This is a genomic window from Elusimicrobiota bacterium, from assembly GCA_026388095.1.
GTDB lineage: Bacteria > Elusimicrobiota > Elusimicrobia > UBA1565 > UBA9628 > UBA9628.
Window position 1 is genome coordinate 19,982 of record JAPLKL010000041.1, and the last position, 22,864, is coordinate 42,845.

Consider the following 22,864-nt stretch of genomic DNA (forward strand, 5'->3'; position numbering starts at 1 on the left):
ATTACTATATTTTTACCTGCCCCGCAGGAGCCATTGCATCACGAGCCCGGCATGGCCGGCCGCATATCGCCAAAGCCAGGGCAAAGCCCAGGGCGCCAGGCCGATCGGGATGAGGCAGCCGGCCATGCAGCAGAACAGCATGAGCTTCAGCCGCGGCGCAGGCGCGAAAGGCTCGCCTCCGCGCAGCCGGCGCAGCTCCGCGAGCAGCGCGGCCACGTTCATCAGCACGAAAGGCCAGGCCAGCATCTGCAGCACCGCTCCGGCTACCGGCACGAAGCCCGGCAGGCCGCCCGCGGCGCTGGCCAGGCACAGCAGGCCGGCCACGGCCACGGACCGGCCCCGCACATAGTGGACGCTCTTGAGCAGCGCATCCAGGGGGCCGACGTCCTCGGTCAGATAGATGAGCGGGGCGAAGGCCAGCCAAAAGCTGGCCAGCAAGCCCGGCAGGACCAGGAGGAAGAAGCCGCCGATGCAGGCGGCGAGATAGAGGCAGCAGGTCAGCAAGAAGCCGGGCAGCTTGCGCCAAGCGGCTTCGAGGCAAACCTGCAAGCCCCCCGGCTCGGCCGCCGCCCAGAGCAAGGCCGCTTGGCTCCAAACGAGGACGGCCGCGGCGAAGGCCGCCGCCGACATCATGGCCGTGAGCCCCACCACATCGGCCATGCCGCGCGCGAAGAAGAAAGCGCCCATGAACGACGCGCAGGCGGCGAGGAAGGCGGCCAGGATCGCGGCGTTGCCCAGCAGGATGACGGCGAGCACGACTTTCCATCTCTCGCGGTAGACCGCGGCCGCGCGGGCCCACAGCGCATCCGGGCGCGCCAGGCCGCCGCTCATCCCATGGGTCAATCGAACTCCAGGCTCCGGGACAGCGCCCGGCCTCGCCACAGCTTGAGGCCGCAATAGACCAGGAAGAGCCCGGGCAGGAGGGATATCCAGGGCGTGATCTCCCAACGCGCCAAGATCCGCCGCGCCGCCCAAAAAAGGGCATGGAACGGGACCGCGCCGGCCAGGAGATCCAGGATAGCCTGGGGCAGGAACACCTCCGTCTTGAAATGCTGCATGATGATCATCGCGGCGCTGACGAAGACCACGTAGAATGAGACGCTCGAATAGGCCATGTGCCACCTGTGGGTGCTGATGACGAGCCCGGGGAACTTCCCCAAGGTGTAGAGCGAGGCGAATATCATCAGCAGGACGTGCGCCGCTCCGGCGGTGATGAAGATCCCCCCCTGCATCCGACGGACGGGGTCCGAAGGTCCGCCGATCATAAAGATGCTTTGCCGCGCCGGCCGCCGAGCCAGGAGTCCAGCCGCTCGCGGAACCGGAGCTCCCGGAACGCCTGGCGGTTCTTGCGGGCGGCGGCCTCGAGGTCCCACATGTCGCTGAAGACGAACCAGTGGGCGGGATAGCGGCCGATGGCGCTCTCCATCGAGCGCAGGATGCGCCGCTCCAGGTCTTCCGGGGAGGGCTCGCCGTCCAGGCGGATCGGCTCGTCGCAGACGAGGTGATGGCGCCCGCCCCGGAATACGGGGTAGACGGGCAGGATGGGCGCCTGGGCGGCCAAGGCGAGCTTGGCGATGCCCTGCGGCGGGGTGAAAGGCGCGCCAAAAAAATCCATTGTGCGGCCGTCCGGGAAATACTCGATGTCGGCGAGAAGCAGGACCGTCTCGTTGTCGCGCAAGGCCCTGAGGCAATGCGCCGCCGCCCAGCCCACGCTGATGAAGCGGAGGTTCCTCGCCGGCCCGGCGGCCGGCCGGCCGGGCTCGGCGTAAAGGGACATGAAGCTGAGCGGCACGCCCAGGTCGGCCAATGAGATCGCCATGAGGAGCGTGTCGCCGAAATGGGGCGAGGCCAGTATGGCGCCCCTCTTCTCGGCCAGAAGGCCCTTGAGGACCGGCAGGAGTTCCGGCTCGGCCTTGCCCTCATAGGCCCGATGATCTTCATGGGGAACGAAGGAGAATTGGTTGATCAGCGACCGCGCATAAAGGCCCGCCATCTCATCGATGATGGAGTCCAACTCCGCCGGCTCGGGCTCTCTTTTGCGCGTATAGGAGAGGACGCGGCGCAGATTGCCGCGGATCTCCCGGCCCATCCGGAGATTGCGGAAGAGCAGCGCCAGGCCCTTGCGGACCACCGAGTCGGCGAACTCTTTGCCGGCCAGGGATCCAAAGAGGTTGTAAAGGCAGGAACTCGGGTCTCGCATCCGGCGCTGGATTTCAGGGCGCCCGGGCGATGACGCGCCCGTAGCGCAGGTAGCGGTAGTGGGTCTTGAGCATGGCCTTGAGATACGGGATCCCCAGCCGGTCGCCGGCCTCCAGGACTCCGCCCGATCTCTCCAGCACCCCCAGCCATTGCCGCATGCTTGCGTCGACTTCGTCGGTCAGCTCCTCGCAGCGCAGGATCTTGAAGCCCAAGCGCTCGAGAAGGGCGCGGAACTCTCCCAAGGAGAATTGGAACCAGATGCCGTGGTAGTACATCGGCCGATGGCGCGGAAGCCTGCGCCAGGCCTCGTCGAGGTCTCCGGCGTCCCCCCGCAGCCACTCGTTGAAGCCCGCCAAGGCCCCCGGCTTGAGGTATCTCAAGGCCCGCCGGAGGGCGAGCTCCTTGTGCTCCCAATGGATGGCGGTCTCGTTGGCGTAGAGGCGGTCGAACCTGCGGCCGCCCAGGTCGAGCTCATGAACGTCCTGCCGGACGTAATCGACGAGTTTTTCCACGCCGTGCAGGGCGGCGCAACCCTTGGCGTTGGCGACCTGCAGGGGGCTGACGTCCACGCCCGTCACATGGCAGCCGTAAAGCTTGGCGCACAAGCGGGAGGGGGCGCCGTTGCCCTCCCCAAGGCTCAGGACCTTGCAGCGGGGGGTCAGCTCAAGGGCCTCGAAAAGCGCTCGGACGCCTTTTTGCCGGAAATGCGCCAGGGACTCGGCGTCGAAGGCCCAGGGATGCGCCGTCCTCGGGTCCAGCCGCCACTTGGAGTAGAGCCGCCTCAAAACGCTCGCGGGCAAGACCCGGTAGGGCCCGTCCGGCCGATAGGCGCGTATGATGCGGGAGATGGTGTCCATGCTATTTTAGGTCCGATTTTATCATATAATTCCTTCCGGCATCGCAAAAGCGATTTCCAAGAGGGAAGAGCTCATGGCTGAATTCAACGAGGCTGTGCTGCGGCGCGAGGCGCTGCAGATGATCGCGGACGTTCTCGCCCGCAAGAAGTCCCCCATCAAGCCGGACCAGATCAAGGAGGGGGTGTCGTTGACCACCCAGCTCGGGATCGATTCGCTGGACATCCTGCAGCTCATGGCGACCATGGAAAAGAAATACAAGCTGAAGATACCCGACGATGAGCTAAGAGAGCTGGACGATCTCGGCGGGTTCATCAAGGTCGCCAGGAGACATTGGCCGAAGGACTGACGCGCGCCGCCGCCCCGCCGCTCCGACCCTTGCAGATCCGACTGATCTTCCCGGCTTGGGAAAGGCTCGAGTTCCAAAGCCGGTACGTGTTTCCTCCCTTGGGCGTCACGCTCGTGGCGGCCCTGACCCCGCCCGGCCACGAGGTCTCCATCAGCGATGAGAACATCGCGCCCGTCGACGCCGAAGCCCCGGCGGACCTGGTCGGCATCTCGCTGCTCATGGTCAGCCAACTGCCCCGGGCGCTGGCCTGGGCCGACCGGTTCCGGGCCCGGGGCGTCCCCGTGGTCATCGGCGGCATCTCCGCGGGCTGCGCCTTGGAGCTGGCAGGCCGGCACGCGGACGCGGTGGTCGTGGGAGAGGCCGAAGGGGTCTGGGAGCAGGTGGTGCGCGACGCGGCCCAAGGTCGGCTCCAGCCCTTATATCGCCGCCCCTCGCCGGCGCGCCCCGGCGAGATCCCGCTGCCCAGGCGGGACCTCCTCGACATAGACCGCTACGCCTACCGGGGCGTGCGGATGCTGGAGCTGCTGGAGACGAGCCGGGGCTGCGGAGAGCGTTGTTCCGAATGGTGCCTGATCCCGAGCGTCCACGGGCGCCGTTTCCGTCCCCGGCCGGCCCGGGCCATCGCCGAGGAGCTGGGCCGCATGCGAGGAGAACGCCTCTATCTGGTGGATGTCTCGCCGCAGCAGAGCGCGGCGCACGAACGGCGCCTTTTCCCGGCGCTCCGGGACGCCGGCAAGGCCTGGGTGGGCAATCCGATCTCGGATCGGCCGGACATCCTCAAGCTGGCGTCCCGCTGCGGCTGCTGGTACGTGTATCAGCCCGTCCTGGGACCCTCGCCGGCCCTGGCGCAGCGCATCCGCAGGCTGCGCGAGCAGGGCATCGGCGTGGAGGCCGCCGTGGTCCTCGGCGGCGACCACCAAGGCCCGGACATCTTCCAGAGGCTCCTTGATTTCCTGCTCCAGAACCAGGTGGACATGGCCGAGTTTTCCATCCTGACGCCCATCCCCGGCTCCCCCCTCTTCGAGCGGCTGCGTCAAGAGGGGCGCCTGCTGCACGAGGATTGGGGTCGCTACAACGGAGCCCACGCGGTCTTCCGGCCGGCGCGCATGACCGCCGAGCAATTGAGCGAGGGCTGCCGCTATCTTTGGCGGGAATACTACCGGCACGAGACCCAGCCGGCCAGGATGTCTAGGCTTTTCCGCAGGCTCCAAGGCCGTCCCGGCGATCCTCTGCGCCAGCTCTGCGCCCAGGCGCCCGGTCTTATCCCCGCCCCGGTCTCGGGCGGCGAAGTCCCCTGGGGCCCGGTGAGATGACGGCCCTGCGGCGGGTCGCGATCACCGGGCTGGGCGTCGTATCGGCCGTCGGCCGCGGCAAGACGGCCTTTTGGGAGGCCTTGCTTTCCGGCAAGTCCGGCGCGGCCCCGGTCAAGAGCTTCTCGACAGAAGCCTATCGCACGCATCTGGGCTGCGAGGTCAAGGATGCCGTGGAGCGCGGCGCCGTGGCCTTCGCGCTGGATGCCGCGCGGCAAGCCTTGGCCGACGCGAGCGCGCCCTCGCCCTGGCGCGCCGGCATCGCCTTGGGCACCACCTTGGGCGACTCCGCCTTCATCGAGCAGGCCCTGGCCCGCGCCGCGCGCGGGTCGAGCCCTGCGGAGCTCATGCGCGAGGCCTTCCCGCATTTTCCAGGCGCCATCCCCGCCGCCGTGGCGCGCGAGCTCGGCCTGAGCGGGCCCAACGCCATGCTGACCTCGGCCTGCGCCGCCGGGAATTTCGCTTTGGCCCACGCCTTCGAGCAGATCGCCCGCGGCCGGATCGACGCGATGCTGGCCGGAGGGGTGGACGTGTTCAACGAGATCACCTATGCCGGCTTCAACCGCCTTCTGGCCGTCGCGCCGGAGCGCTGCGCCCCGTTCTCCAAGGGGCGCCGCGGGCTCATCCCGGCTGAAGGCTGCGCCATCCTCGTCCTGGAGGAGTGGGAAAGGGCCGTGGACCGCGGAGCGCGCATCTACGCCGAGATGCTGGGCTACGGCATGAGCTCCGACGCCTTCCACGTGACCATGCCGGACCTGGACGGCGTGGTCAGGGCGCTGGAGGCGTGCCTGGAGGATTCGGGGCTGAAGCCCGGGGACGTGGATTACATCAGCGCCCACGGCACGGGCACGTCCGCCAACGACAAGACGGAGACCGCGGCGATCAAGCGGGTCTTCGGCGTGGCTGCGGCCAAGATCCCCGTTTCCTCCATCAAGGCCGTCCTGGGCCACGGCATGGGCGCGGCCACGGCCTTGGAGGCCGCGGCGTGCGCGCTGGCCTTGGAGACGGGCCTGTTGCCGCCCACGGCCAATTTCACGCCGGGCGACGCGGACTGCGACCTGGACTACGTCGCCGAGGGGCCCCGCCGGGCGGACCCGCGGGTCATCCTCTCCAACGGCTTCGCCTTCGGCGGGGCCAATGCGGTGATCGCTCTGGCCAAGCCGGGGCGGCCCCCGGCCGCGGCTTCGCCCGCGGCTCTCCCGAGGCTCGTGATCACCGGCATGGCGATGACGAGAGACCCCCAGCCCCTGGCCTTGGCCGAGGCGCTCTTGCCGGACAAGGATCTGCGCTTCATGGACAAGCCCATGGCGTACGCCTTGATCGCCGCGCGGCAGGCGCTCCAGGATGCCCGGCTCGGGACTTCCGGGCCCCAGCCGGGGGTGGGACTCGTGCTGGAGAGTTCGGGCGAACTGGAAAGCCAGCTGCGCTTCGAGACCGACCTGGTCACGCTCGGCCCTTCGGGGGTCGAGCCCATGCTGTTCCCCTCCATCCTCGCCAACGCGGCCGCCAGCCGCACCGCCATCCTGCTGGGCCTCAAGCTCATCAACAAGAGCCTGGCCGGCTCATTCCCGGGCGGAGAGACCGCATTGGCCGCGGCCTGCGACTTCCTGTCCAGGCGCGGCCGCGGCATCGTGCTGGCCGGCGGAGTCTGGGCCGCGCCCGGGCCGGCGCCCGGCCTTCCCGCCCTGCCCGAGGGCGGCATCATCTTCGTCGTGGAGACCCGGGAGGGCGCCTTGGCCCGCGGGGCCAGGATCTATGCCGAGATCGGCTCCTGGGAAGAATCCTTCGACCCCGCGGGCCGGGCCGAGGCCGCGCCTGACGGACTCTGGGAGGCGGTGCGCCGGGCCGCGGCCGGCGCCCGGGTCCGCCACGAGGCCAGGGGTCTGTGGGGCGGCCGCATCAGCATCTCCCTGAGCCCCTGAAGAAGGGCTTTGGCTCAGGTTGACAACGGCCTTCGCGCGTGTCAGAATATGGCCATGGCTATAGTTGAAGACTCCGTCTCCCTTTTGGTCCCTGCCAGGACCGTCTGGTACCGCCTCATCGAGTTCGAGCGTTGGGACGAATTGCTGTGGGCGCACATCCCGAAGGACGCCAAGATCGCCCTGGGCGACACCATGCGCCTGCTGGGCGGCGAAGGCACCGAGATGCGTTTCGGCCTCTTCGGGGGCGGGGTCCTCAAGCAAACCTTGCGCGTCACCGCCTGGGACCCGCCCAAGCGCCTGGACCTCTCTTTCGAAGGCTGGAACCCGAAGTCCGTGGTCAATTCGAAAAACAAGATGAACGACCGGGCGGCGAACCTGATGGGGACCTTGGGAGCCGTGAGCTTCGCCTGCAGCGCCGAGGTGGCCCCGGTCTCGGACCTGGAGACCAGATTCACCTTCCGGATGGAGGCGGCGTTCACCCATCCCATCATGGGTCCGCTGCTCTCCTTGCTCTACGTCATCCCCGGGCGCTCCGCCATGCGCAGCTCGGTCGAGGGATTCACAAGCCGCTTCGCCCAATCCTTCGAAAAGCCGAAGGCCACCTGATCAGGCGGCCCTGGCTTGCGACGCCTGCCTCGGCGAGCTAGCTACAGGCGGCCGGCGTCGTCGGGGTTGGCGGGTGCGAAGTCCTTGCAGCCCGAGTCCGGGTTCTTGCTATCCACAGGCGCCTGGCCCTTCGGACAGCTCACCTCCTCGGGCGTATCCGGGGTGGGCACGTCGGGAGGCGGCGGGCTCAGCAGGCCCGTGCAGAGGGCCATCAGCGCCGGGAGGAACACGATGATGGACAAGATCAAGGTGTTGGCCCAGAAGAACTGGGTGAAGAAGCTCATGATGATGGAACCGATGCCGCATAGGATGAACGTGTTCCCCATCTTCGTATACGTGTCTCCCAGCGGCTTGCCGCCCTTGTCGTTGATCTTCTTGCCGTCCTCGACGATCTTGCCCGCGCAGGCGATCGCGCCCGCGGCGCAGCCCAGCGCAATGGCGAAGAGTATCCACCCGATATAAGAGCAGCAGGTCTTGGCCCAATAGCCGCCGATCACGGCGATGATCCCGGCGATGGTCAGCAGGATCATGCACAGGTTCATGTTGCTCTTCGCGTCCTCGACATCATCCTTCCAGGCCGTCGAGTCATGGTGCCTGACGCTCTCGTAGACGCAATGATTGTCCTTCCAGTAGCCGTCGGTGCGGCACTGCTCGATGGTGGGCGTATAGCCCGTGCCGGTGCCGGAGCCGGTCCCGGAACCGCTGCCGGTGCCGCTGCCGCTGCCGGTGCCGCTGCCGGTGCCGCTGCCGGTGCCGGTGGCGTCGGTCGGCGATTCCGGGGGTTTGGGGTTGCCGGTGAGATCGGTCGCTTCGAACTGGGACTGAGCCGCGGCCGCTCTGTAATCAGCGGCCTTGCCTCCGTTCATCATGGCGGGGTTGTAAGTCGACGCCATGCCGCGCAGCAGAGCCAGGCTCTTGCTGTTGCCGCTGGCCAGGTGCTTCAGGGGCATGGAGCCGCTCTTGCGGATGTTCTTCGCCTGCAGAGTCCCGCCCTTGCCGGTCGTGGCCGGGGCCTGTCCGGGCTTGCCCAGCTTGCCGCTGGTGCCCGCGTAATTCGGCACGATGCCCTGGCCGCCGCCGCTGCCGCCGCCGAGGGAGTTGCCGCCTCCGCCGAATATGCTGTTCGCGCCGAAACTGCCCGCGCCGCCGCTGAGATGCGGCTGCATCATGGTCCTCTCTGCCCCCATTCCGCCTTCGCGCAGAGCCGCGGCGGCCTGGGCATCAGCCTCGGCCTTGGCCTTGGCGGCATCGTCCTTGGCGGCCTGTTCCTTTTCGCCGGCGGCCTTGACGTCGTCGGTCCCGACGGATTTGTTCTCCCAATCGAGTTGGCCGTTGGCGGACTTGGCCGCGTACTGCAGGCGGGAATCGTCCGTATCGTTCCGGATCTTCATCGTGGAGCTGATGTCTCCCAGTGCCAGCTCGGGCGTCGGTTGGTTGTTTCCGGCCAGAAGCTTGTAGGCGATGGCCGCGATCCCGCCGATCATGAGCGCGGCTACGGCCAGGACCGCGACCTTGCCCAGCACGGTCGCGGTGAGCTCGCCCAGGACACCGCGCACGGCCCCGGCGAGGTTGCCCAGGGCAGCGCGCAAAGGTGCGGTGAGCCGTCCCAAGAAACCGCCGATGCGGGCCATGAGGTTGCCGAAGAACCCGCCCCCGGCTCCCCCGGCTCCCGCGGCGCCCTCGGCGCCCGCAGCGCCTGCTGCGCCGGCAGCGCCCCGTGCGCCGCCCGCTGCAAGGGCCTCGCCGGCCTCACCGGCGGCGCCGGCAGCGCCCCGTGCGCCGCCCAATGCCGCCTCAGCGGCCTCTCCGGCCTCGCCGGCGGCGCCTTTGGCGCCCTGGAAAGCTTTCGCTCCCTCTTTGCTGCTGCCCCAAGACAACCCGCCCTTCTTGCGCTCTTTCTTCTTGAGGTCGGGAATCTCGGCGTCGGGAATCTTCTGGTTCGGGAGCTTGGTATCGTCCTTGTTTGTCTCGGCCATATTGATATCCCTCGTATGGGGTCCTTCCTCCTCGATAAAGGTCAGGACGGGCAACCGGGACCCACCATGGTCAGTTTAGCCCCCGACTTGGCGATTGTCAATAGAAACAATCGCGTTTACTATAATTTTACTTTGCCGCCAATGGGCGGGTAGTGGGCGGGTAGTGGGCGGGTGGCGGGAGCCGTCCAGCTTGCTATAATCTGCCCCGGGAGAGCCCTTGACCCAACCCCCAGACCTCGCCGAGCCGGTTCCGCCTGATTTCGGCAATGTCGTAGCCGGCATCGGGTTTGCCGCCGGCGCCATAGGCCTCTTATGCCTTTTCGACGCCCTCAGGGAAGCCCTGGGCGCCTACCTGTACCACACCTCCATCCCCGTGCTGAGCATCTACAAGGGCGTGCTGGGCATCTACGCGGCGGTCCGCCAGGGGCATCAATGGAGCGACCCCGACGCCAAGCCCTCGCTCGGCGGCCGTTTCTTCGTTCTCGCCTGGCTTGCTCTTCCCGTTTTCTTGAACGCCCTGGAAGTGGGCAGGCTGTGGTCTCCTCCCCCCATCCAGCCCGCGAGTCTCAACAGCACCCTATGCTGGGTCATAGGCTACTACGTCTTCAGCAAAGTCTCGACGCTGACGAGGCTGAACGGCTACCGGCCTTTTGGCCTGGGCAAGGACCTCGACCGCCCCCCCTTGCCCGAGGCGAAGCTCAAGATCATGAAGGAGCTCGGGCTGGCGGTGGACGTCCTGGGCGCCATCTGCCTTTTCGACATCCTCCGCGAGGGCATCGCCCCGCCGAACCGATCCTACATCGACATCCATTTCGCCTACAGGCTCGCGCTTGCGGCTTACGCCGGGACCAACCAATGGCGCAAATGGACCGACCCTGAGGCGGACTCGCCGCGCTGGGGCTTGATGTGGGTGCTGACTTGGCTGGGCGTGGCGGTGCTGCTCAAGGGCCTGACGCTCATCAGCTCCGACAATCTCATGGTCATGCCCCAACACCTGACCGGGACTTTGCTCTGGGTTCTCGCGATCTACGGCCTGGGCCGGGTGCCGACCTTCCTGGGTTGGAATCCTTTGGGGTCGGCCCCGAGACCTCCGATCCCCTCTCCGCCGCCGGCAGAGGACGACCGGACGCCGGACGATGGGTCGGATGACTCTCAGGGCGATCTCGATGCCGTGGCCGCCGCCTGCAAAGCGGCCGGGGAATTCTCCCGTTCGGACATCATGAAGGCGACCGGCCTGGGCGCCGATGCCGCCAAGCGCCGGCTCGGGGTCCTGCTGCGCAGGGGCTGGATCGAAAGGATCATGTTCGGGAGGTATCGCTGGAAGGGCCCGAGGTCCGATGCCTGAACAACGCAAAATAGACGGCTCGATGTTCCTGGCGAGCCTGTGCGCGCTCTCGGCCTTCATGGCGTTGTCCGTGATCTCGGTGTGGCGGGAAGTGCCTTTCGTGTATCCGCCCAATCCGATTGCGGAAGGCGAGCAGGCCTCAAGCCAGTCTTTGGAGCGGGTCGCGGTCCTGTCTTTCGAAGACACCCGGGGGGCTTCGCCTTACGCGGCGGCGCTGCGCCGCGAGGCGTCGGCCAACGGCGGCGGGTTGGTCTGCGAGCTGGGCGCGGACTCGAACCATTTGGGCCGGGTGGACGGGGCGGCTCTGGCGCGGGTCCTGGCCCAGGAGCTGGCGCGCACGGGGCGTTATGCGAGCGTGCGCTACATCGGGGCGCCCGAGGAATTCAAAGACGAAACGGCGATCGTCTACGGCAAGGTCCTGGAGGCGGAGATGCGCATCCGCAAGGACGGCAACAGGGAGTATGCTGTGGGCGTCGAGCTTTCCGCGGCCCGGGCTAATGCCGAAGGCCGTACCGTGCAGGCGCCGTTCTGGCAGAAAACTCTGCGCCGCAAGGCGCGGGCCGAGGGGGCTCCTCCGGCCTACGAGATCAGGGCGTTGGTGGGCGCGCTCAGCGCCGAAGCCGCCGAGAAGCTAGCTGAGGATTCTTGGGGCGGGCCCGCAAACAGGCCGTGAACGCAGTGCAGGGCCTCCAGGAGAATCCACCTTGTCCGAGGAGAGACGGTCATGCCTGACCGCAATCTGGCAAAGCTACGGAGAATATTGCCCTATTTGAACCGGACCAACTCAGCATCCTGCCCAGCGCCTTCCAACATTGGCGTCTGGTCCCGGTTCTGTCTGCTGGCCGCATCCTGCACCTTAGGCTTGAGGTAGTCGTAGAGTCCGCGCATGGTGATTGCGCCGGACTTATCCTTGGCCTCGCCCCCCAGCCCCTTGAGGAAGTAGTAGGTGAATATCCCGTGGCCTTGGTCATCCAAAGTGCTGGTGGTCTCCTTGGCTGAGGTGGCGGCGAAGAGAACGAGTTTGCCGTTGGGGGCGACGTCCATGTCGACCTTGTTGACCAAAGGCCGCGTGCCCTTGGCCAAAACCGAGCGTCCGCCCGCACCCGAGAAACAGGCATCCAAGGCCACGATGACCTGCTTGGCCTTGAGGCCGCCCAGCTTGGCGTAGAGCTTCTTGAGGGGGTAGGCGGTCTTGTCGAGGAAGCTGGGGTTGCCATCCCAGGGGACGAGGTAGGCTTGGCCGGACTCCGGGTCCGGGGCGCCGTGGCCCGAGAAATAGAAGAAGACCCGGCCTCCTTCCTTGACGTTGCGCGACAGCCAGTCCTCGGTATAGGAGGCCAACCCCGAGAGAGTGGCCCGCGGACCGACCAGGAACTTGATGTTGCGCTCGGGGACGCCGAGGGCGAGCAGGTGGTTCTTGACGGCTTGGGCGTCGCGCTCGGCGAACTGGGCGTCGGGGAGGTCGTTGGAGTATTTTTCTATACCCACCACCACAGCGAAATCGCCGTCTTTCTGAGGGAGTCTGTAAGCCGGCTGGCCAACATCCGGGTAGACTTCCTGCGTCGGCTGAACTGGCTTCGGAGCGCTCACCTGCTCCGCCACTGGCTGAGACATCGGGCTGGCCTTCTCTGCCTCGCGGACAGGGAGTCTTGGAGGTTGCGCAGAGACAATCCTCCACTCCTTCAGGGGTGACGAACGCCGTTGGGCAACGATGCGGGAGTGGAATTTGGAGCCCGGAGAAAAAAGACCGCAGATTTCCGCCCCAGCACCAGCCCAAGCGCGCATATCCGATTCAGGACGAGGCGATCGCGCCATAGAGAGCGTCTGCTTGGAATAAGTCGACAATACGTCGAACCTGGCGCCTTGGTCGCGGAAGAGAATAGTCACATCATGAGCAGGAGCTGCATCCAATGCCGCGACTTGCACTATGCTGCTACCGCAGATTCGAGAACAGCCTTCGACCATAGCCGCGAACGCATTGCCAGGCAGATTATCATCCATCACGACGCCGAAGGTCAAAGGCCCGCCATTCTTCTGGCAAGTCCCTGCTTCCTCACCCGCCAGCACCGATTTGGAGCCGCTCCAGGACAATGCAACGATAAGAAGCGGCAGGACCGCCAATATTTTCCGCAAAGAAAGATCAGTTCTCATTATCGTCATGATGCAACCATTATACTACACCAGTCCCAGGACAAAAAGGCGCGAGCCAAATGCTCACGCCGCTCTCAGCGGCTTGAGCGCTTGGCTCGTGCTACCGTGCTGCTACGACCCGGAGACTAGTCCCACTGCTGCGTGTCTGGATTCCAGTGGCGAGGATCCACATTGTGGAAATCGCCATAGAGGTTCGATCCAGTGCCGAGGCTCCCCATGCCTAACGAAGTATTTCCTGCGGACATGACACCTTGGTTGGCAGTGATTGACGCCCCAGTGGTGCTAGAGGGAAGGTTGGCCATGGATGACGTCTGTGCCTCAGTCAGACCATTGGGATTAGATATCCCATATCCGGTATTCCCAGAAGCATGTCCTCCCTGGTCCATGAATGTCCTCTCGGCCGCTGTCTGCTCTTTCCCAGCCGACTCGACGGCTTTGGCGTCTGCCGAGGCCTTGTCCGCGCTCGCATACGCCATGTACCCGGCGATTGAAGTCAGGGTACCCATGATCGCGAAGATCGTACCCTCTGGCTTGCGGCCCATGCCGGCTACCATCAAGCCCAGAATCGCTATCAGGGCGCCGACCGCGCAGAGCATCACGCCGCAGACCTTTGCCATCGCGAAGCCCAACATCATGGTCGCCGGCACGACGCTCTTCTGCAGGAACCCAGCAAGGAGCAGGAAGACGCTGAGGATGGTGGCTATAAGGGACAGGATCTTCAGCATGTCGAAATACTGGTTCGTCGGATCATCCTTCCCGGTACCGGCCACGTTACCTTGCTTGAGTACGCAGCCCCCGTCCGCCGAATTGACGAAGTCCCCATGCCAGCCGTACTGCGACGCCAAAGTGCCGCAGTCATCAGGCCCGCCCGAACCGACGTTGCCGCCGGCACCCACCGGGGCCCCGCTACCTCCACCACCCCCTGAGGAAGGATTAGAATCCTTGGCCCCTGCGCGGGGGCCGCCACCCAATCCCCCCCCGGACCCGCTGAGCAACTGGCTATCCCCGGAACCGGTGTCGAAAGGCACTCGCGACGCATCCGAACGAGTCTCGTTGGCGCCAGCCTTCATCTGCCTGGCGCCCTGGACAGCACGGTTAAGCTGTCTCTGGGCCAGGCTCCGGCCCGGGTTCCGGCCCGTCGAGATCCGGGAAGACGAAGAGCCCGCACCCATTCGTTTGCTGCCCAAAGTGGACAGGGCGCCGGCAGCCCCCGGGTTAGGCTTCACCTGGGCAAAGCCCTGCCCGATCCCGCCCGCCATCCCCCCGCCTCCGGACAAGCCGCTGCCCCCCTTGCTGAGCTCTCCGAACTTACGGCTGAACGCAGCCGCCTTCTCCTTCTCGGCCGCAGCCGCCTGCGCCGCGGCCAGAGCGGACGGGTCAGGCCCAGCCGGGACGTTAGCCTCCTCCTTCGCCTTGGCCTCCGCGTCGGCCTTGGCCTGGGCTTCGGCCGCCGCCTTGGCATCCGCCTCAGCCTTGGCAGCCCTGGCCGCGCGCTCCTCAGCGGTCAAACCGTCCAGACTGCCCGAAACCATGGTGACGCTGTTCTGCCCCGAGACCGTCCCGCCCGGAAGCTTGGAAAGGTCTCCCTCGTACTTGGGCTTCTCGTTCTTGGAAGCGAAGAGCTGCGGCTTCCTTTCGAACTTGCTCTCATCCGGCCTCAAGCCCTTGCCCGCGTTATAGGCGCCGACGCCCACCGCGCCCGCCAGCAAAGTGACCACGATCTTGAGCGCGGACTGGCTCATGATGCCGGAGACCGAGCCCCAGATGCCGCCGCCGCCGCTGCGGCCCGCCGCGCCGGCGCCGCTGTGCCAGAAGGCTCCGCCCTTCTTCTTCCGGCGGTCGTCCCCGACCTTGGCCAATTTCAGCTCCGGGATCTGCGGAGCGACTTGTTTAGTGTCCATGGCGGTTCTCCTGACCTAGACCAAATACCGGTCCAAAATCCCCTGCGAAGGCGGCCTGACCACCTGCGACGACTGGTAAGGATGGTCCCAGTCCGGCGGCCTGCCGTCCTTGAACAAACTCGCCTCGTATGACTTCTTCGGAGCCATATAAGCCCAAGCCGTGGCGGCCAAAGCGGCACCGCCGCAGACCATCATGAGGAGATGGGTGTTGCCGCCCATGGCCGTAGCCAAGGCTTTGTCGTCGGCTGTGGCGTTCGCCTTAGTTGCGCCGGCCGCATCATAATTCGCGGCCGGATCGCTCCCCTTGATCGGGTCTCCTGCTTTAACAGGATCGCCTTCGGCTTTAGCGCCTGCCGCGCTGACGATGAGGACGGCCGAAGTCGCTATGAGGCAGCCTCCCGCCAGAGCCAGCATCTGCCCCTGCAATTGCTGACCGAACTTGCCTCCGCCGATCTCCGCGCCCAGGGAGACGACCTTCGCTGCCAGCGCGGCGGCGATGATAGCCAATAGGATGATGATGGCCTTTGCCAACCCAAGAGACAATCCCTGCATGCTGCCGATCTTCGAAGCCATGAACAAGATCATGGCCGAAGCCATCACCAGCATCATGGCGGTGTTGATGGCCGCCTGCCAAGGCGTGACGTTCTTGCCGGTGACCGCGGGCACTGAAGACCCGAATTGACTGTCAGGCGAGCCGCCGCCGGAGGGATTGACCGACGGATTTCTGTCATGCGCCCCCTCCTGCGCGGCCGAGGGGCTTTCCGCCGACGGCGACGCGGCCTGCGCGGTATTGCCATCATAGGTGCGGCCCGCGCCCATGCTGCTCGTCGCGCCCTTCTGGTCGTGGTGCACCGCGCTGAGCTGCCTGACGACTCCGCTGCTGCCCAAGGCGCGGCCCGAGCGCAAGGCCTGCAGGCCGCTCGCCCCGTGGGATGCGGTGTTGGCGCCCAGATTGCCGCGGTTGGCTTTGGCCAGAAGCGAAGCGTTGCCCGCCGGTCCCCCGGCGGCGGGAAGGGAGACCGAGCCGCCCGAGCCCGAGGTCGCGCCCTTGGTCAGGTCTCCGATCTTATGGTCCATCTTGAGCTTGGCGATGGTGCTGCCTCCGACATTGTCGTTCCTGAGCGGCGGCGGCACGGCGGCGGCCGAGGCCGAGGGGGCGGCCGGCGCGGCTGCAGCCTCCGGCGCGGCCTGCTCCTGCGGCGCAGCTTGGCCCTTGGAGTTGGCATCCACGAGGAATTGCAAGGATTTGGAGGCCCCGTTGGCCGATGCGGAGCTGTCCTGCCCGCCCGCGCCAGCCTGGTTCTGGGGCTTGGGCGCGAAAAGGGATGTGAAGCTGGCGTCGCTGCGGTCCGCGGCCGTGGGGCCGAAGAGCTTGTAGGCGACCACTCCCAAGGAGCCCGCCACCGTGGTCCCGACCAGGATCAAGCCTATGATGCCGGCTTTGGTGGCCAGCAGGCCGCCGCTGATCCCCGCGCCCAGCAGGCCGCCCAGGCCCCCGGCTCCGCCGCCGCCGACCGCGCCGAGTCCGGCCGCGCCGCCGCCGGCCTCGGTCCCGATGCCCAAGCGGAACAGGAGCGCCGCCAAGCCGCTGCGCTTCTTCTCTTCCCGGTTCACTTCCGGGTTGATTTTAGGAAGATCGGTTTCTTGGCCCATAGCGTTCTCCCATCGTCAGTGAATTGTCTGTTGACCGTGAGTCGGATCGATCTGGTTCGCCATTGCGGCAGTAGTCGCGCTGTTCGCGGCCCCGCCCGCCACGCCGCCGAAAACGCTGCCGACGACTCCCGTGACCACCCCGCCCACCACCGCGCTGATGACCATCATCATGATGGCTTTGCGCATCTGCTCGCCTTCGTCAACGGCGGGAGCCGCGAATTTCCCGGGCACGGACTCCATCTTGTTTACGTTGGCGTTGGGATCATTGGCCTTGAGGTTCGCGGGCACGGCGTCAAAGCCCGTGTAGGCCCCGCCCTGGGCCGTGCCCGGGCCGCCGCCGATGGCCGAGCCGCCGCGGCTGCCGTCGAAGCTGGCGCCGGACATGGCCCGTGCCGCGTCGGCGCTCTTGGTCGTGAGCGCGGCCTGGCCCTGGGAGGCCGCCCCCTTCAAGGAGTTCATGATGGGCTTGCCGCCCTGGCCGGCTCCGGAGTCGCCCGGGCCCAAGCCCCGAGTCTGGGCGAAGCCGGTCTTGGCCACGCTCGTGCCGAACGCTCCCGAGACGCTCGGGCCGGAGCTGGCCCCGCTGCCGCCGGATCCCCCCATCCCGGAAAGCGAGCTGAAATTGCCCTTGGGGGGCGTGAAGGGGACCTGGGGCTTGGCGCCGCCCCAGCTCGCCGAGGCTTCGGTCTTGCGGCTGACGTCTTTGAGTGCGTCGGCGAAGGACGCGGAGCCGGTCAGCGGCGCGCCCGGAGCCGCCGCCCCCGTCGCAGCTTCAGGGGGGGCCTGATAGAGAGAAGACATGGATTCGCCGTCCGCCTTCTTCTTTCCGTAGGCGTTGTCCATGGAGAGGTCCACCGCCTGGCCGGGAGCGCCGCTGGGGTTGGCCATGCTGTCGAGGCTCTGATTCTCGCTCTTGAGGCCGTGCGCGCGCACGGAGCCGGACCCTACGGAAGTGTCCATCAAAGGCATGCAGACCCAGGCTCCGACGCCGGCGAAGCCAAGGAGGATGACCCACCAGTACTTCTTGAACGGGTCATTGCCCTGCTTGATCTTGATGATGTTCATAACCACCACTGAAGGCGGCCCTGCAAGCGCGCTGAACTCCGACACGCTCAGTTTAGCCTCCGGCTATTGTTTTGTCAAGAGAAACCGTTTTCCTTACTCTATTTTTACCGATTGGCCCCCCCATGAATGGCGCCCGGAAGCCCGGTCCGTCCGGAAGGCGCGCTCAGGCGGGCGGCGCGCCCGGGGGGACAGGAAAGGAGGCCGGGCCTGCGAGCGGCTGAGAGCCGGGCGGCAGAGGGATGGGCCTGGGCGGTTTGCCGTATTCCATGAAAATGCTTACGATCTCGTCATAATCGAGCTCGTCGCGCCGCACCAGTTCGGCCGCGAAGCGGTCCAGGATGCGCGATTCGGTCCTCAGGACTTGATCGACTTCGACCAGGCACTCATGGAGGATGCGCTGGGTCTCGATGTTGAGCTTCGCCTTGAGATGCTCGGAGAGCTGGTCTCCCCGCATGCTCTGGCCCGAGGGGATGACGGAGAAGTCCCCGATGAAGCCGTCGCCGCCCATACCCAGGCTCCAGACCATGTCGTGGGCGAGCGTCATGGCGTTGGAGAAGTCGGCGGAGACCCCGCTGGTGGTCACGCCGTAGCGGATCTTCTCGGCGGCATAGCCGCCCAAAGAGGTCTTGATATGGCCCAGAATCCGGTTGCGGTCGGAGAGATGGAGCTCCTCGCGCGGGATATGGTGCACCACGCCCAGACTGCCCGCCCGCTGGATGATCGAGGCCTTGAACACATCGTCCGTGGGATGCAGGAGGTAGAGCACCATCAGGTGGCCGGCCTCGTGGTAGGCCACCATCTCCCGCTCCCGCGGCGACATGGTCAGGCGGTGGGCCACGCCGAGCTCGATGCGCTCGAGGGCAGTGGAGATATCCTTGTAGTTGATGAGCTCCCGCCGGTCGCGCAGGGCCACCAAGGCGCCCTCCTTGAGGATGTTCTCGATCTCGGCCGGGGTCTTGAAGACCGCCTTGCGCGCCAGCCGCCCCAGATCCACGGCCGGGTCGAGATGGACCTTCTTGGCGTAATAGGCGAAGATCTCTTCACGCTCCTGCAGGTTCGGCCGCCCGATGGCGATGGTGCGGTCGAAGCGGCCGGGCCGCATCAGGGCGGGGTCGAGGACCTCCTCCCGCGCGTTCATGGCGCCGAGGACCACGATGTGGCTCTCGTCGTCGGTGAGGCCGTCCATCTCCACGAGGAGCTGGTTGAGGGTGCTGTTGGACTCGGAGGAGCCGCCGAAGGCGTCCAGGAACGTGCGCTGCTTGCCCACGACCTCGAGCTCGTCTATGAAGATGAGGCAGGCGCCGTAAGCCTGGGCGTACTGCCGGGCCTGCTTGAAGAGCTTGCGCACGCGCGAGGCCCCCACGCCCACGAAGACCTCCACGAACTCCGAGCCGGCGGTGGAGAGGAACGGCACGCCGGCCTCGGTGGCGATGGCCTTGGCCAGCATGGTCTTGCCGCAGCCCGGGGGCCCGACCATGAGCATGCCGTGCAGGATCTTGCCGCCCACGCGCTTCAAGGCCGCGCGGTCCTTGATGAGCTGGACCATCTCCCAGGCCTCGCGCTTGGCCTCGATGAGGCCGATGACGTCCGTAAAGCGCACCTTGACCTGGGAGGCGTCGACCTTGGACTTCTTGAGCTGGGCGAAGCCTCCGCCGTACTGCAAGAGATACAGGAAGCCCACGAAGACCAAGGTCTGCAGGATGCCCCAGGGCAAAGAGGCCACGTTGATGCCCACGATATAGCGCCGGACGCTCTCCTCCATGCCGGACATGTACCAGACCGGGATGATGATGGCCACGATGAAGCCGACCACGATGGCGACCACCAGCCAGTTGCGCTGCATGAAAAGGCGGATCTTGGCCCAGAGCATAGGAATTTTAGTTTAGCATTTAGCGGGCCTGAGGCGTGGCTGCGGCGATGGCCATCAAGGGCCCAGACCCGGCAGGATGAAGGCGATGGGCCGGTCGCGGTTGGGCACGTACTTCGTCACCTCGAAAGTGAAGCCCGAGCTCTTGTAGAACGGCATGTTGATGGGATGGGTCTTGACCGTGAGGGTCACCACCTGCCAGACCTGGGTGCGGTTGATGTCGACCTGGGCCGCCTGCCCCAGCAGGTCGAGGAACGAACCGGCCTTGGTGCCGTAGCCCAGGTACTGGCTGACCTTGGTCTGGATGTCCCCCATGAGCTGGTTGTCCGAACTCACGTAGGCCGCGTTGCGGTGCGACTCGAGCTGCCAGCGCCGGGCCGCGTAGAAGGACGCGATCTCGATCTTCTGCACGAGGATGAGCAGGGCGTAGATCTTGGCGAAGGCGAAGAGGAAGAACATGAACAGGGGGAAGAGCAGGACCGTCTCGGTCATGGCCTGCCCGGGCCGGCGCCTGCGCCAAGGGAATCTGATCATGGGTATGTCCGGACCTGGAACTTGGGCGTCGGGTTGGGCCAGACCGAGGCCTTGGTGCCGGTGCCGTAGCCGTCTATGGCCACGGAGACATGGATCGCGGGGCCCCCGCCGGGGAAGTCGGTCTGGAAGTCGTGGTTGAAGTAGTTCTTGGAGACGATGAAGTTGTCGCCCGCCCCGCCCCAGAACTGGTTGACCGGGACGCCCCGGCTCCCATACTGGCTCGAGCTCAGCGCCGCGTTGAGCTTGCCGTCATGGGCGGAGCTGCCGTGGTGCACGCCCGTGATGCCGTCGCTGACCGTCAGGATCTGGAAAAGGCCGTGGCAGCCGTTGATGGGGCTGGCCATCTGGACCGGGCCGCCGTCAGGCGAATAGACCTGCCAGGGCTGGAACGTGGTGCCCGTCGGCTTGTTCCCGTAGAAATTGACGTACTGGTAGCAATGGTACTGGAGACTGCTGCCCAGACCCCAGCTGCCCATGCCCGCCTCGAAGAGGTTGGAGGCGGCGGCCGCCCCGTTGACGTCGGAGCCGGTGTTGAGCCAATAGGATTTCCGGAGGAAGTTGTGCGCCGACGCCAGGCGGTTGAGCACCGAATACTGGGCGTCCTCGACGGAGCCGAGCAGCTGGTAGATCTGGACGTAGAGCTTGTAGATCTGGTTGGCGTCGTCCCAGTTGAGCCAGTAGGCGTTGGCGTCGTCGTCTTTCTCCAGGCCCGTCAGGATCGTGATGCAGGGCGACTTGCCGGTGGGCGGACAGGACTCCCCGTCGATGTTCGACGGATCGTCGTTCTTGTCGCGGCCGGGCGGGCCCCCGTACCTGATGTTCCAGGAACCGTCGCTGTTGCTGAACTTGTCGTCATGCCTCGGCACGCAGTCCCCGTTGCGCTGGGGGAACACGCCCCGCCTGCAGAGGATCGTCCAAAGCCTCTTGTCCTCGGCGCCCTTGCTGTCGCAGCCGCCCTTCATCGAGCAGTCGAGGGTGGTGTCATAGAACCCCTCGTCGAAGATGCGCATGGGGAAAGCGCCGTTGACGTAGGCGGTCCGGTTGAGGAAGTCGGAGTAGTTGGTCATCTCCACGAATACGGCCGCGTCGATGGCGAACTGATGGCGGATCTTCTCGCGGGAGAGCTTCGCCGTCTCGTAGATGAGATAGACGAAAAGCATGAGGGTGGGGAACAGGAACAGGGCGGGGATGATGACCTGCCCCAAACGGCCTCTGCGGCGGGATAGCATCCCTAGAAGGTTAGCCCGAGGCCCGTGAAAAATCAAGGCCGGGACGGTAAAAAAGCGGTATCGGCGGGACCTAGACGACCAGGAACTTGGCGGTCTCTTCGGTGTTGAAGCTGACCTGGGACGCCGCGAAGTCGATGGAGGTCGCGATGTGCTGCTGGAGCATCCCGTCCCTGCACCGGTTGATGCGCAGCTGGAAGGTCGTGGAGTAGAGCTCCCCGCGCACGCTCTCCACCTCGGCCCAAAGGCCCCGGTCGCCCCAGGGCTTGAGGGTCTCCGCCATGCCGGCCCGGTAGGCGGCGTAGTCCTCATCGTTCATGCGCCCGGTGGTGGCCATGTTGAAGACCAGCAGGCCCACGTCCTCGTCCGGCGGGATGTTCTTGGCGATGAAGCGGGGGGCGTGCTCCGCCGGGCAGGCCACCAGCTGGAGGAAGCTGGCGTCCCGGGAGACCAGGTCCAGGACCACGTCTGCGGCCTGGTCCATCTCCTCGATGGCGCGCATGTTGTCCGGCGGCACGGCCGCGGTCAGCCAGCGCCTGTGGCTGATGTCCGAGAGCAGGAGCGGCTCAGGGTCCAGCCCGATGCGAGCCGCCACCAGGTCCGAGGCGAAGTTCTTCTCCGGCCGGACCATGTCCGCACAGAGGTCCAGGCCGGCGCCTGCGTTGACCTCAACCAGGTAGTACGGCAGCTTGCGGAAGCGCTGGAAGAACAGCAGGGCCGGGACCTTCCAGAGCCCGGTCCGCGCCGCCACGTAGGAGCGGCGGTGCCCGAGGCGCAGGCGGTGGTAGAACGAGTCCGGCGCGGCTGCCAGGAAACGGTCCAAGGCCGGAGCCGGGTCCGCCTCGGGAGTGCCGCCGCAGGAGGGGAAGTAGCGCACCAGCGGGCAGTCCTCGTCGCTCAAAGCCTCGTAGTGCACCGCGCTCAGGAAGAGCTGCCAATCCTCGGTCCAGGCCACGAAGTTGCGCTTCTCCCAGGCCTTGAGGACCTTGGCCAGCCAAGGCGGGTCCCGCTTGACCGCCTCGGCCAGGTGGCGCACCATGGCGCCGGTCACGGGCAGCTTCATCGTGACCAGGGTCGCGCGCTCCAACTGGGCGAGGAACTGCTCCTTGGTGATCAAACTTCGTCCCCCCGACGGAACGGCCGCCCCCCGCGGGGGGGCGGCCGGACTCGGCGCCTTCGGCGCCGAGTTCGAGTTCAAGTCTCTTGCGGCGAGATGAGCCCCATCTCGATGCCCTTGACCACGGCCTCCGTGCGGTTGGAGACCTCGAGCTTTTGGAACACGGCGTTCAAGTGGTTCTTGATGGTCTTGACCGAGCAGTCCATCTTGGCCGCGATCTCCTTGTTGGACATGCCCGAGCCCAGCAGCACCAGCACCCGGATCTCGGTCTTGGTCAGAGCCACCGGCGAGCCCTGCCCCTCGCCCGAGGCCATCTGGCGCAGCCCGGCGAGGAGCTTGCCCATGACCTGCTGGGGGATCATCACGCCGTCGTTGGCGAAGGCCTTCAGGGCGTTGACCAGCTCGGAGGCGGGCAGCATCTTGGAGAGATAGCCGTTGGCGCCGGCCTGGATGGCCTCCATCACGTGGGCCTCGTCCTCGTAGCTGGAGAGGATGAGGACGTTGGTGTCCGGGCATTCCTTGCGGATCACCCGCGTGGCCGCGATGCCGTCGATCTGGGGAAGCTTGATGTCCATGAGGATCACGTCGGGCTTGAGCTTCTTGGCCTGGCGGATGACGTCCTGGCCGTCAACGGCCTCGCCGACCACTTCGACGATCTTCTCGTTCTCCAGCAGGTCCTTGATCCCTTCGCGGAACAGCGTCTGGTCGTCGGCGATCAGCACTCTGACTCTTTTCTTCGGCGTGGGCATTTCTTTCCCCCTTGGTCGTGTGTGTGAGTATATCAAAAAA

The 22,864-nt window shown here is 66.2% G+C and carries 20 protein-coding genes; 6 read left to right on the forward strand and 14 right to left on the reverse strand.

All coding sequences use genetic code 11. The features are described from left to right. Positions 1-12: 12 nt before the first annotated feature. The 4 genes from NTY77_09390 to NTY77_09405 are packed head-to-tail and all read right to left on the reverse strand — an operon-like array spanning position 13 to position 3,056. Positions 13-843 carry a hypothetical protein gene (locus NTY77_09390; GenBank protein MCX5795693.1) on the reverse strand — a complete coding sequence of 277 codons (831 nt, stop codon included), beginning with the start codon at positions 841-843 and terminating at the stop codon, positions 13-15. After that, positions 840-1,265: a hypothetical protein gene (locus NTY77_09395; GenBank protein ID MCX5795694.1), complete on the reverse strand. Its 426-nt coding sequence runs from the start codon at positions 1,263-1,265 to the stop codon at positions 840-842. Before NTY77_09395 ends, NTY77_09390 begins: the two co-directional genes overlap by 4 nt. After that, positions 1,262-2,200, reverse strand: coding sequence for a lysophospholipid acyltransferase family protein (locus NTY77_09400; protein ID MCX5795695.1), 939 nt, complete (start codon positions 2,198-2,200; stop codon positions 1,262-1,264). Before NTY77_09400 ends, NTY77_09395 begins: the two co-directional genes overlap by 4 nt. Positions 2,201-2,213: 13 nt before the next feature. Further along, a complete protein-coding gene (locus NTY77_09405) occupies positions 2,214-3,056 on the reverse strand; it encodes a methyltransferase domain-containing protein (GenBank protein ID MCX5795696.1) in 843 nt (280 codons plus the stop codon). A 73-nt stretch (positions 3,057-3,129) separates the two neighbouring features. On the opposite strand from NTY77_09405, the gene NTY77_09410 reads away from it, so the two are divergent. From NTY77_09410 to NTY77_09425, 4 genes are read left to right on the forward strand one after another with little or no spacing between them, the layout of a single operon-like run. Continuing rightward, positions 3,130-3,402, forward strand: a complete 273-nt coding sequence (locus NTY77_09410; GenBank protein ID MCX5795697.1) for a phosphopantetheine-binding protein — start codon at positions 3,130-3,132, stop codon at positions 3,400-3,402. A 29-nt stretch (positions 3,403-3,431) separates the two neighbouring features. Beyond that, complete coding sequence (locus NTY77_09415) at positions 3,432-4,715, forward strand: cobalamin-dependent protein (protein MCX5795698.1); 1,284 nt, start codon at positions 3,432-3,434, stop codon at positions 4,713-4,715. Next, positions 4,712-6,634: a beta-ketoacyl-[acyl-carrier-protein] synthase family protein gene (locus NTY77_09420; protein ID MCX5795699.1), complete on the forward strand. Its 1,923-nt coding sequence runs from the start codon at positions 4,712-4,714 to the stop codon at positions 6,632-6,634. The genes NTY77_09415 and NTY77_09420 overlap by 4 nt, the downstream gene beginning before the upstream one ends. A gap of 54 nt (positions 6,635-6,688) precedes the next feature. Continuing rightward, positions 6,689-7,240 carry an SRPBCC family protein gene (locus NTY77_09425; GenBank protein ID MCX5795700.1) on the forward strand — a complete coding sequence of 184 codons (552 nt, stop codon included), beginning with the start codon at positions 6,689-6,691 and terminating at the stop codon, positions 7,238-7,240. Between the two features lie 41 nt (positions 7,241-7,281). Here the strand turns inward: NTY77_09425 and NTY77_09430 are convergent, their stop codons facing one another. Further along, complete coding sequence (locus tag NTY77_09430) at positions 7,282-9,216, reverse strand: hypothetical protein (protein MCX5795701.1); 1,935 nt, start codon at positions 9,214-9,216, stop codon at positions 7,282-7,284. Positions 9,217-9,433: 217 nt separating this feature from the next. On the opposite strand from NTY77_09430, the gene NTY77_09435 reads away from it, so the two are divergent. Both NTY77_09435 and NTY77_09440 read left to right on the forward strand, forming a co-directional pair. Beyond that, on the forward strand, positions 9,434-10,561 hold the full coding sequence (locus tag NTY77_09435; GenBank protein MCX5795702.1) for a hypothetical protein: 1,128 nt from the start codon (positions 9,434-9,436) through the stop codon (positions 10,559-10,561). Beyond that, positions 10,554-11,234: a hypothetical protein gene (locus NTY77_09440; protein ID MCX5795703.1), complete on the forward strand. Its 681-nt coding sequence runs from the start codon at positions 10,554-10,556 to the stop codon at positions 11,232-11,234. The genes NTY77_09435 and NTY77_09440 overlap by 8 nt, the downstream gene beginning before the upstream one ends. Positions 11,235-11,326: 92 nt before the next feature. On the opposite strand, the gene NTY77_09445 is transcribed toward NTY77_09440, so the two are convergent. The 9 genes from NTY77_09445 to NTY77_09485 form a co-directional block, all read right to left on the reverse strand. Continuing rightward, positions 11,327-12,175: a caspase family protein gene (locus tag NTY77_09445; GenBank protein ID MCX5795704.1), complete on the reverse strand. Its 849-nt coding sequence runs from the start codon at positions 12,173-12,175 to the stop codon at positions 11,327-11,329. Between the two features lie 662 nt (positions 12,176-12,837). After that, positions 12,838-14,571 carry a hypothetical protein gene (locus tag NTY77_09450; protein MCX5795705.1) on the reverse strand — a complete coding sequence of 578 codons (1,734 nt, stop codon included), beginning with the start codon at positions 14,569-14,571 and terminating at the stop codon, positions 12,838-12,840. Between the two features lie 57 nt (positions 14,572-14,628). Beyond that, entirely contained in the window at positions 14,629-16,266 is a 1,638-nt protein-coding gene (locus tag NTY77_09455) for a hypothetical protein (protein MCX5795706.1), read from the reverse strand. Positions 16,267-16,281: 15 nt separating this feature from the next. Continuing rightward, the gene (locus NTY77_09460) at positions 16,282-17,331 is read right to left on the reverse strand and encodes a hypothetical protein (GenBank protein ID MCX5795707.1); all 1,050 of its coding nucleotides are present in this window, start codon (positions 17,329-17,331) and stop codon (positions 16,282-16,284) included. 163 nt (positions 17,332-17,494) lie between these two features. Then, positions 17,495-19,201 carry an AAA family ATPase gene (locus NTY77_09465; protein MCX5795708.1) on the reverse strand — a complete coding sequence of 569 codons (1,707 nt, stop codon included), beginning with the start codon at positions 19,199-19,201 and terminating at the stop codon, positions 17,495-17,497. Between the two features lie 54 nt (positions 19,202-19,255). Continuing rightward, on the reverse strand, positions 19,256-19,732 hold the full coding sequence (locus NTY77_09470; protein MCX5795709.1) for a hypothetical protein: 477 nt from the start codon (positions 19,730-19,732) through the stop codon (positions 19,256-19,258). Then, complete coding sequence (locus tag NTY77_09475; GenBank protein ID MCX5795710.1) at positions 19,729-20,937, reverse strand: hypothetical protein; 1,209 nt, start codon at positions 20,935-20,937, stop codon at positions 19,729-19,731. Before NTY77_09475 ends, NTY77_09470 begins: the two co-directional genes overlap by 4 nt. A gap of 94 nt (positions 20,938-21,031) precedes the next feature. Beyond that, entirely contained in the window at positions 21,032-22,075 is a 1,044-nt protein-coding gene (locus NTY77_09480; GenBank protein ID MCX5795711.1) for a DUF2332 family protein, read from the reverse strand. A 77-nt stretch (positions 22,076-22,152) separates the two neighbouring features. Continuing rightward, positions 22,153-22,824, reverse strand: a complete 672-nt coding sequence (locus NTY77_09485; GenBank protein ID MCX5795712.1) for a response regulator transcription factor — start codon at positions 22,822-22,824, stop codon at positions 22,153-22,155. Between the last annotated feature and the right edge of the window lie 40 nt (positions 22,825-22,864).